This is a genomic window from Priestia sp. 3CA3 (assembly GCF_056836725.1).
This window is the reverse complement of record NZ_JBXENJ010000030.1, coordinates 1-9,529: the sequence shown is the minus strand read 5'-3', so window position 1 is coordinate 9,529 and position 9,529 is coordinate 1. Positions and strand designations below refer to the sequence as shown.

Below are 9,529 nucleotides of genomic sequence, written 5' to 3'. Positions count from 1 at the left end.
AATTAGTCCAAGCTTTTTTTTATACGTCTGTAAAGGAAAAATCCTATCGCTGCTCCGAGTAAAGCTATAACCACACTAAAGCGAATTAGAGGAATAATAAAATCAATAAGATCTAAATATGTTGTTTCTGTTGTACTGTCATCTACCGATACAACCTCTTTATATGGAACTATTAAAACACCTAATGATATTCCTAAGATCAATCCATAGGAGAAACCCTTTTCTATAAATTTCAACAAGCAAATTGCCCCTTACTATTATGAATTTAATTACATACAATGAATATTTTAACTCAATTTTGTAGTCGATACTATATACAAATCTAGTTTCCATAATCCATATTATCGGAAATAGAAAAGCCTTAAATAAGTTAATTTAAGGCTTCTCTATAACTATTTGATAAATAAAACCATATGCTCTTCATCAATATATGTATCATTTACCTTTAGAGCCCTTACTTCTTCAGAAAAACTTTTAAAACCTAGCGATAAATAAAGATTTTTTGCAGAAGTATTCGTACTTACTACAGTTAAGTAAATCTGTTCTATATGTTCTAATAATTTTGCTTGTTCAATACACCTGGATATAAGTTTCCTTCCAATTCCCAAGTTCCTATTATGTGGAGAAACGTACATCGCTACTATATTTGCTCGATGTCTTAGCTTAATTAAACGTTCTTGTTTTAAAGTTACAATCCCGACCAATTCATTATCATGAACTGCTCCAAAGGTAAATGAGTCTAAAGAAGAAAGCTTATCTTTAAAAGTATCAATAGATAAATTCTTTTCCTCTTCATAACTAGATCCAAATGATTCAGGGTTTCGTTTTAAAGATTCTAAACGGATTTGACGATATTCCGAAGCATCTAACGAGTTTAAAATTCTAATTTCCAACGTATCCACCTACAAATTCTTTTCTTTTAATCTTACAATAAATTAAATTTAATAGCTTAGCTATAAGTGTATATTATATTCATCCCTAGTTTACATAAACACTCTTTCCGGTACACATCAAAAAAGAGAACCCTTATGGGAGTAAGGGTTCTAACGGAGTCACTTTTATAGAATATGCAACTTTTTATACATCGTTGATATGACGGAGTTCTCCTTACAGGTAGTTGAAGAGATAATGAATAAAAAGCGCACCTTTTATTCATATGTGAAAGCACACCGAGAATTGTATGAATATTAAAAATATGTTATAGTCAGGCTGTTCATTCTCGGATACGTTTGAATGACCCCTTATATGAAAGCAACCTCGTTCATTGGCCAATGCGGAGGTTGCTTTTTTCTTTCTCTCCATTTTACATTTACCTTTCTGAATACATTTAATTTGAAATCATGGAGTTTGCAATTTTGAGCAAATCATCTACTGTAATCTCCTTTTTAGTAAATTTGCTAATGCCAATTGTATAAATTAGCTTATCTCGTTGAAACAGCAATTGCTTTGCTGGAAAATAATTTGGCTGATATAAAGCTTTCGTTCCGTTTTTTAAAGTATATGAAATATCCTTAGGGCCTTTATAATCCTCCAGAGAGTTAGTAGTCTCTATGACCTTTAATTGAAGCAAGCTACTTGATGTATTGTTTCGATAACGAATAATTAACATATCTTTATCTTGTTGAGTGTCGATATGCGTAATTTCAAAAGGGAAAGTTGTGGGTTCCAATATATCCACATTAAATTTCTTCTCGTATTTATTGATAGCATGGAACTCATTCATAAAAGGGTTAGATCCATTGTATACTTCGCCAATATTTGTAATTTGAGCTTTATTAAAAGTAACTCTCCAAATGAATGCAATTCTTTCATTCGTTTTTTTCTCATCATTGAAATAACCAATAAGGATACGTTCATTTTCTTTTGAAGAAGGCAAGCCTTGAATATTGCGTAAGGGTGTGTCTTCTCGTATTTCTGGAATTTCCACGTTTGGAGACACATATTTCTGTGCTTGTTCACTTCCCATCTTTGTCAAAGAATGAACGAAGTCGTATAAGGCAGGCCTAGTGTCTGTATAAGCCAACGCTATCTGAGTTCCTGAAAATAGTAAAGCAATCGTAAGAATTAAGCATACAAGCCTTTTCATTTCTGTACCTTCCTTTTTCATCTACACCTTTGTCGTTTTCCGCGTTCGTAAACGGATTACTTACATATATCTATTTTCCCCTGTAATACAGGAGGGCCAAGCTTTTCAAGTTTTGCATTTGAAAGACGAATTTGCACCTTTACATTTCTCATATCTGCTGTAATCAAATCAATTCGACCAGCCCAAGTAGGTCCATCTTCTTCGGGTGTTGGATACATGCGGAATCGCCAACTAATTTCATTGGGTATGGTTGCGTAATCCTCATAACTATCATATTGACCGTAAGACGATGGATTCGGAAGGTGAACGCCTAAAATGCTAATATTTGTCCGTGGAAAACTAGGTGGACTGCCTAGTTGAACGTTGTAAATTAATGCTGAACCCTTAGTATTTTTAAGGTTCTTATTCACAGGTTCTAATGAAATGGTACAGGGCATTTTATCAGCTTGTGTTTGAAGTGGAGAAATAGTCGTAGCTAACAACATAAACAATATTAAAATAAAAGGTTTTATGACACTCAACTCCTAGTTTTTTATTAGATTTTCCTGTTGAGAACAAACTCATTCGAATTTTTATATTCCAGGGGTTTTCGGATGCTTGAACGGACATAAGCATAACTGAACAAGGGTATATTACCTTTATGTTTAGGAACGAAAATAACGGAGGTGTAGGGATGTTGAAGTATGTTGCTAGCTTTTTATCAGGGGTGTTATTACTTATGTGTAGTGCTGGTAATACTGCTGTAGCTCAAACTAGTTATACAGAAGTATTAGAAAAGCGCATAAAAGAAGAAGTTATCCAATATGGCGACGGTATAGATTCTTCCATTAAAGTCAAGGTGGTTAAATTAGAGAAAGTACCCAAGAAGAATTATTATACCGCGTTATTTACATTCAAATCGAACTCCTTGAATTATCTCGGAGAGGCTTCTTTTATCAAAAAGAATGGCGAATATAAACATGTAGATGGACACGGTTATAGCATAGATAAGGTAGGGCACACGACAATCACAATCGATAATCAATTGTACAACGTTATCTATGGAGAGAATACTGAAAAACAGATAGGATCTATAAATGCTGAATTAATTAACAAACCCATTAAATATTCCATCAAGGCTGTCGATTCTCCATACTTTGTCCATTTTCAGGCATTGTCATCATCTTTTAAGATGAAGGATGCCTATCCCACAAAATTAACATGCTATGACCAAAAGCATCATGAAATGACCTGGGATGAATGTGCAAGGGAATCTTAAGAGCAAAACTCTATCACCTACATTTCATCCAAAAGAGCATCTAATAGTTCAATTAGATGCTCTTTTTACTTAACGAAACTTTCTTTATAGAGGAATACTTTTATAGAATCCTTCAAAAAGGTTGCTGTAGACCCACTCGAACTTGCTTTGATAGGATAAAAAGAAGGAAGCATTGCAATGGAAGTAATCCTACATTAGACATTTTCATTCTGGTTATTTTACCTTCAGTGTATATGCTGCTCATGATCTAACAACTAGGGTCGCAGGTGTATTAGCAGAAAAACATGCTAAATCAGGTCTAGCAGCAGGATTTAAAATAAGCAAGTCGACTAATTAACACAAACAGCTACGGGAAGGAATTAATCAGATGGATTTAGAATATAAGAAAAATCTACAGTTTAAGGATCGAGAGTTAAAATATAAAAGAAAAGAACCTGAGGAGAAAATTGAATTAATTGTTTTTATTGTACTTATAAGTGTTATTTTTATTATTAAAGCTTTTTTTAAATTCTTATAGCCGTTTCTACATAAGATTGTATGAAAAAAATATAGTATGTGTATGAATCTATAACTCTGGCCACACTTAATAACGCATTCCCCCTATTCTACTAGATTTGAGAACCCTTTGCTTATATATGCAAAGGGTTCTTTTTGTTTCAACATTCCAAAATGGACAACGTCATTTTAGTTAATATAAGACATGTTACAGAAACGTAAAAAATTAACCATATCTACAGAGGAATATAACGCTTAGATAGCTAATACTCTGAACAAGTACAAAATTCCCCTAAAGTAAGGTAGTGAACTAAGATGACGGAACTTGAAAAATCCTCTATAGAAATTCAAAATAAAAAAAATATTACTTCTTACGAAAACTTTTTAGCTTTTGTAGCTATTTCGTTATCTATCAAATTAATACCTTTTGTAGAAGCAATAACAGACATAGCGATTTTAAAGCTTATATTTAGTTTTATACTAGTAGTTATATTGGTTCAGTTATTTGTACGTAATAAGATGATTTCTAACTTCCTTCATAAAGTATGTAAAAAGCTAAAAGTTAATATAGCTTTTCTGTACGTCACTTATTTAATATTTTATGTCCTATTGAGTTTTTGAATTAATTACCTTAATAAAGAAAAAGGATTATGATTAGCTACTTGTTATAAGAAAGATCAATAACTACAGGAAATATAACCATTAAATGTTCATTTTAAAAATATATTTTAGGGTGAGATAAACTTGAGAGATAAGAAGTATTTATTACTTATTCTGCTCGTTTTTTTATTATTTTCAAACGGTTGTTCAACCAATATAAGAAAAGAGCCCCCACAGTTAATAGCGACAGTAAATAAAGAAAGGATTGACGCAACTAGAGGTACGTACCAATGGAAAACCAAAAACTTCATGTCTAATACTACAACAGTTGCTGATGCTGCTTCCCCATCTCAAATAGCTCAAAATATTAAACCACAAAAAGTGAAGGGGAATTCAACAGTTAATGTAGAGTTTAATGACCAATCTCAACCAAAATTACATGCCTATCTATGGGATAAAGAAGAACGAACTAAGAAATTATCCTTAGATCAAAATCAAGTAATACTACCATCAGAAAGGGGGAAATATGTAATTGAAATTAGTAGCCAATGGCCAAATGGAGATGCCTCTTATACTCTTGTGGTCAATGTGCAATAATTTCCCTTCTTACAATCAAGTAATTTAGCTTAACCAGTTTACTTTTCAATTCTTATATTACCTTTAGCAAACAGACCAATTTTATTTGGTCTGTTTTTTAGTAAAGCCAACTGTAAAGTATACATCGTTTCTAATACGTTGCTACTTAGTATGATGCCTTGGTTCTATGACCGTTCTAAAAGAGCCAAATGCTTGCTGACTAGCATAGTTATCCTTACGTACTTGATAAGGGTATGGAAAAGCGATTAATTGAAAATTACTATCTTTTTTTACGTTGGGTAGCGTGAAACTAAAAAGTTTTCGCTCTGCCCCTGAAACTGTTGTATATATGACCTCTTGATTATCGGTAACTGTAGTTTGCCTCCAATTCTTAAGGGCGATAATTGCATATTTTAATGGTTTACTTGTATCGTTTCCATTAGAGAACCATAGTTTTTCACCTTCTTTTCCAACCATTACTGATTGCAGCTTATGTATATCATTTGTAATAAACATTTCTTCGTTTAGTCCATCTTTTACTACAACATCAGATTTTACCTCTTCTAAATTATCCAATTCTTTTTTATGATTAATCAGATAACGTAGGCTTAAAACATCTTCTAATACGGATGCTCTGTTAAGATCCATCTCTTTTAATTTGTAGCTAGGTTTTTTTATCAATAAAATTGTGAGCTCCTGTGTGTTTGGCTTAATCGGAATCCTTACACCTATATCTTTAGATGAGTTGGGGTTCATAGTAAAAAAATATTTTATGGATTCTTTCTTATTTCCAAGTTTAAATGAGACTTGTTTAAAATCTTCTAGTACGATTAAACCATATTCTCTTCGTTCATTTAAATTATGGTTTATAGAGACATTTACATTTGCTTCATCATCTTTAGGGTAAATCGTACTTCCATTATCAATATATTTCCCATCCAAACTATACAAGCCATATTCAATAGTATTAGCTTTCTGTTCCTCACGATCACCATTATGAGAATTTTGTGAGATTGTAGTGGAGTTATTTGCCCTTATGAACTTATGAAGAATAGAATAAAATGTAACCATCACAACCATTATTAGGATAATAGCGATAAAATACTTCTTCACAGCAGCACCTCCCATTCTAAATAAAAAAGATATGCTTTAAGCACACCTTTTACTTTATATTTCGCTATGTTACTTTATAACATCTTTGTAGCTTTTAAGTTTGTAAATACAATTCAACCCTGAAAAGTTATTTGCAAAGTATAAGTTATCGTTGAAGAAGAGATTTTGTAACAATCAACCTAAGTTTTTTGTTCTATATTGGTAAAAGAAAAATCCTATTACTGCACCAATTAAAGCTATAACAACTCCAATCCTAAGTAGTGGTATTATAAAATCGGATAGATCCAGATAGTTTGTTTCTTCTAAATCTCCAACAACAACTTCCTTATAAGGAACTGTAAATAATCCAAATGAAATACCTAGGATAAATCCATATAAAAAACCCTTTTCTATGAACTTTAACAAAAGTATCCCCCCTATCATATTTAAATCTGTTTACCAGTTGTACCAAATAAAAGCTCCTACGATTATTAAAGGAACACATGCCATCAATACTCCATAAAAGGAGAACTCAAATTTCTCTGGGCTGCCCATATATGACCTCATTCCAGCTCTATCCAAGCTAGGCTTCCCAATTTCTGATTCCTTTTTCTCTCTGTCGGACATAATACACAGCTCCCTACTGGTAGATATCAGTAATTTTCTTTTATAAAAAGTAATGCTTTATCAAGATTAGAGGTTCTGAAAACAATTTCTTTATCATCGAAGATAATAAAAAATGGACTTTCCTTGATACCTAAATTAGGATACTCTTCCTTTACTTGATCTAGAGAAGAAAAATATTTAACCTTTTTTAACCCCAGTATATCCTCTGAGTGATCAATACTTTTCCCTACTGCTAAAACAGAGTACTCTTCCCCTTCTGATAATAATTCCCTCGGCAGAGAAGTCGCATATTGTTTCTTCCAAGTTACATTTGAACATGCTGAACATAACGTAAATAAACATATAATGAAAAGTATGGATAACCACTTTTTCATAATGCTCCACCTTCCTCTCATTATATTCTATGATTGAATTTAAACTTTATATGATATACCACATGAGCTTATAAAATCCCTCTTATCAACAATAAAAAGCTTATCTATAGATAGATAAGCTCATGTCAGTTTAATTTAAGTGCGATTTATGTCTTTTCCTTGTTACATTTATTATTTCTCCAAAAAATAGTCCTGTAACGGCTACTGGGATAAACAGTTTGAACGTATTAGTAGAAATATCTACACCCAGCGTTACTAAAAGAAGATAACCAAATAAAAAACCTGTTAAAATGAATGCATATTTCTTTGTGATCCCTTTCAAATAAACACCTCTTTTTCTTTATAATTACATTTTAACAGAGGTTAAGCCTTAATTCAGATTTTTATACATGCTCATCAAATATATGATCTCTTGCATTTATGAGTATTGAATTAAAGAAACTATTAATTCAATACTCCTTGTTCTTTCCATTTATCAAAATACTTTTGATAGCCCATCTCTTCTGCTGTCATGGTGTATTGTGTACCTTCCAACTCAAAAGTATGAGTTCCTGATAAGGCTTCATAATCTGGATTTTCACGTACATCCTGAAAGAGTATTTCGAATGCATTTACATCTACTGAACATGTTGTTCCATTTTTGTCCGTTTCAAGATAAATAAAGTCGACTTCTCCACGTTCTGTATGCTCTTTGAACAATAGACCAGCTTTATTTAAAGATAAATATAGTTCATTCATACTCAAGATATACACTCCTTTAAAATTCATTATTATATTCTACTTTTTAATTTACCCTTTTTTACATGTTCCATTAAATAGAAACACAAATAGTCCGTAAAAGTATACTTTTACGGACTTTTATTTTATATTAGAAATCAATATTTTTTATTGTTCGTTTAAGTTTAAAATTTAATTACGAACGTACTCTGGAATACACAGGTTTTTACGAACGTTTTTAGTAAAATAGTGCAAGTAGAAAAGGACATTATAAAAGTTAATTTAAAACCTCAGCTTATCATAAACACAAACTCCATTCCTACAACTCAAATCAACGGTAATTAGAGTCTTTTTTTATGGTTTTATAATTAGAAAACCGTTATTCACCTGTAAAGAAATAGATGTAGAAAAATAAGCATTCTCATGCATAAATGGCATAAGAATGCTGCTTTTTCTATAAATATAGGTATATACCTATACATTTCCTTTTACAATTTACTCTCTAAACCCTTATTATGGTAATGAACTCAAAATAAGGTGGGAGATGAATTTATGAGAGCAAAGATTGAGAAAGCAAACCATGTGGTAATGTTCGAAACGGCTGGTGAATTTTATGCCCATGAAGTGACTCAAGGCATTAATGTGGGTTTCTTTGCCTGTCCCTCTTGTGGAGTAAAAGTGTATCCCAAACAGGATCATTTCTTTTCCCGTGACCATGATCGCACATGTATTTATGTAAAAGAGCAATTGAAGAAAAAACTATAAACTTGTACCTTGAACTCTGTTTTTATAATTTTTTTATAGGTTAATTTATACATTTATAGTATAATATGAAAGTTGTACTTATGAACATATAAAAGGAGAGTCAGCATGAAGGGACTAAGTACGTTGAGAAAGATAGATGCAGTAGGTCGTATAGTGGTTCCTATTGAGCTAAGAAAGCTACTGGATATAGGTAAAGATGATGAAGTAGAGATTTTATTGGAAGATGATCATATAGAGATAAAAAAATACAAAGAATCTAATGAATGTCTGATTACAGGTAAGATAACGCCGCAAAATCGTAGATATGCAAATAACTTAGTTCTAAGTCCATTAGGCGCAAAAATTTTATTTAACGAAATAAAAGACAAGCAAAAAACCTTTGAATCGTAAATTCAAAGGTTTTTTAAGTGGACCTATTTTTTATGCTGTATACTTTCTAACCAGTTTTGTACAGAAGACCCTAAGCTAGTTGCTCCTACTTTTAATTCATCCATAATATAAGAAATTAAATTGTGCAGACTGTACTCTTCTTTATAAGGGTTATTTTTATTGATGAATTTCAATACCTCTTTTAATTCCTTTATTCTTTCCTGGTCCAATTCTTCTTCTAAATGGCGAGTCATGTATTCATCAACAAAATCAGAATTCCTGATACTCTCCTCAATTAAGAAAGATGCCGCTAATGCTGGAGAGCAATCTAAAGCATAAGCTAAGCGTTTCAAAATATCATATGTTTCTCCATGGCCATCTTTTAAACGCGTAGAGACACGCTCTTTCTCAATATTTTTGTATAGGTGTCTAATTGGCTCTTTGGACATATCTTCCATATACACAGTGCTGCCAAAGCTAAATCCTCTTCTAAAATAATTTGATAGGTAGTCCATTACTTTTGAAGAAGAAAGGCCTGATATACAAATTGACTCAACTACACTTTTCACA

Annotated in this window: 14 protein-coding genes; 4 read left to right on the top strand and 10 right to left on the bottom strand. The window is 31.9% G+C overall.

All coding sequences use genetic code 11. The features are described 5' to 3' along the window. Positions 1 to 2 precede the first annotated feature (2 nt). From AC1VNJ_RS26700 to AC1VNJ_RS26685, 4 genes are all read right to left on the bottom strand, one after another. Positions 3 to 236: a hypothetical protein gene (locus AC1VNJ_RS26700; protein WP_482641620.1), complete on the bottom strand. Its 234-nt coding sequence runs from the start codon at positions 234 to 236 to the stop codon at positions 3 to 5. Between the two features lie 156 nt (positions 237 to 392). Further along, the gene (locus AC1VNJ_RS26695) at positions 393 to 893 is read right to left on the bottom strand and encodes a GNAT family N-acetyltransferase (RefSeq protein ID WP_182031276.1); all 501 of its coding nucleotides are present in this window, start codon (positions 891 to 893) and stop codon (positions 393 to 395) included. Positions 894 to 1,327: 434 nt separating this feature from the next. Continuing rightward, positions 1,328 to 2,086 (bottom strand): hypothetical protein, encoded by a 759-nt coding sequence (locus tag AC1VNJ_RS26690; RefSeq protein ID WP_482641619.1) that lies wholly within the window; start codon positions 2,084 to 2,086, stop codon positions 1,328 to 1,330. A gap of 56 nt (positions 2,087 to 2,142) precedes the next feature. Beyond that, positions 2,143 to 2,598 (bottom strand): YoqH family protein, encoded by a 456-nt coding sequence (locus tag AC1VNJ_RS26685; RefSeq protein WP_482641622.1) that lies wholly within the window; start codon positions 2,596 to 2,598, stop codon positions 2,143 to 2,145. Positions 2,599 to 2,759: 161 nt separating this feature from the next. Between AC1VNJ_RS26685 and AC1VNJ_RS26680 the strand changes: the two genes are divergently transcribed. Further along, complete coding sequence (locus tag AC1VNJ_RS26680) at positions 2,760 to 3,344, top strand: hypothetical protein (protein WP_482641618.1); 585 nt, start codon at positions 2,760 to 2,762, stop codon at positions 3,342 to 3,344. A 1,239-nt stretch (positions 3,345 to 4,583) separates the two neighbouring features. After that, the gene (locus AC1VNJ_RS26675; protein ID WP_482641617.1) at positions 4,584 to 5,036 is read left to right on the top strand and encodes a hypothetical protein; all 453 of its coding nucleotides are present in this window, start codon (positions 4,584 to 4,586) and stop codon (positions 5,034 to 5,036) included. 141 nt (positions 5,037 to 5,177) lie between these two features. Here AC1VNJ_RS26675 and AC1VNJ_RS26670 read toward each other — a convergent pair whose 3' ends face one another. From AC1VNJ_RS26670 to AC1VNJ_RS26650, 5 genes are all read right to left on the bottom strand, one after another. Next, positions 5,178 to 6,128, bottom strand: a complete 951-nt coding sequence (locus tag AC1VNJ_RS26670; RefSeq protein ID WP_482641616.1) for a hypothetical protein — start codon at positions 6,126 to 6,128, stop codon at positions 5,178 to 5,180. A gap of 174 nt (positions 6,129 to 6,302) precedes the next feature. After that, positions 6,303 to 6,533: a hypothetical protein gene (locus tag AC1VNJ_RS26665; RefSeq protein WP_153253578.1), complete on the bottom strand. Its 231-nt coding sequence runs from the start codon at positions 6,531 to 6,533 to the stop codon at positions 6,303 to 6,305. A 227-nt stretch (positions 6,534 to 6,760) separates the two neighbouring features. Further along, positions 6,761 to 7,108 (bottom strand): hypothetical protein, encoded by a 348-nt coding sequence (locus AC1VNJ_RS26660; RefSeq protein ID WP_153253579.1) that lies wholly within the window; start codon positions 7,106 to 7,108, stop codon positions 6,761 to 6,763. 130 nt (positions 7,109 to 7,238) lie between these two features. Then, the gene (locus AC1VNJ_RS26655) at positions 7,239 to 7,430 is read right to left on the bottom strand and encodes a hypothetical protein (protein WP_482641615.1); all 192 of its coding nucleotides are present in this window, start codon (positions 7,428 to 7,430) and stop codon (positions 7,239 to 7,241) included. A 122-nt stretch (positions 7,431 to 7,552) separates the two neighbouring features. After that, the gene (locus AC1VNJ_RS26650) at positions 7,553 to 7,846 is read right to left on the bottom strand and encodes a hypothetical protein (RefSeq protein WP_482641621.1); all 294 of its coding nucleotides are present in this window, start codon (positions 7,844 to 7,846) and stop codon (positions 7,553 to 7,555) included. A gap of 531 nt (positions 7,847 to 8,377) precedes the next feature. Here AC1VNJ_RS26650 and AC1VNJ_RS26645 point away from each other — a divergent pair. Continuing rightward, positions 8,378 to 8,590 (top strand): hypothetical protein, encoded by a 213-nt coding sequence (locus AC1VNJ_RS26645; protein WP_311265583.1) that lies wholly within the window; start codon positions 8,378 to 8,380, stop codon positions 8,588 to 8,590. Between the two features lie 105 nt (positions 8,591 to 8,695). After that, complete coding sequence (locus AC1VNJ_RS26640; protein WP_311265584.1) at positions 8,696 to 8,980, top strand: AbrB/MazE/SpoVT family DNA-binding domain-containing protein; 285 nt, start codon at positions 8,696 to 8,698, stop codon at positions 8,978 to 8,980. Between the two features lie 23 nt (positions 8,981 to 9,003). Here the strand turns inward: AC1VNJ_RS26640 and AC1VNJ_RS26635 are convergent. Then, positions 9,004 to 9,529 (bottom strand): hypothetical protein (locus AC1VNJ_RS26635; RefSeq protein WP_482641614.1); only part of this gene is annotated, 526 nt, incomplete at its 5' end.

Coding starts and splice junctions, on each gene's coding strand:
- AC1VNJ_RS26640 (WP_311265584.1), top strand. CDS start 8,696: ATGAAGGGACTAAGTACGTTGAGAAAGATAGATGCAGTAGGTCGTATA.
- AC1VNJ_RS26690 (WP_482641619.1), bottom strand. CDS start 2,086: ATGAAAAGGCTTGTATGCTTAATTCTTACGATTGCTTTACTATTTTCA.
- AC1VNJ_RS26645 (WP_311265583.1), top strand. CDS start 8,378: ATGAGAGCAAAGATTGAGAAAGCAAACCATGTGGTAATGTTCGAAACG.
- AC1VNJ_RS26650 (WP_482641621.1), bottom strand. CDS start 7,846: ATGAATGAACTATATTTATCTTTAAATAAAGCTGGTCTATTGTTCAAA.
- AC1VNJ_RS26660 (WP_153253579.1), bottom strand. CDS start 7,108: ATGAAAAAGTGGTTATCCATACTTTTCATTATATGTTTATTTACGTTA.
- AC1VNJ_RS26680 (WP_482641618.1), top strand. CDS start 2,760: ATGTTGAAGTATGTTGCTAGCTTTTTATCAGGGGTGTTATTACTTATG.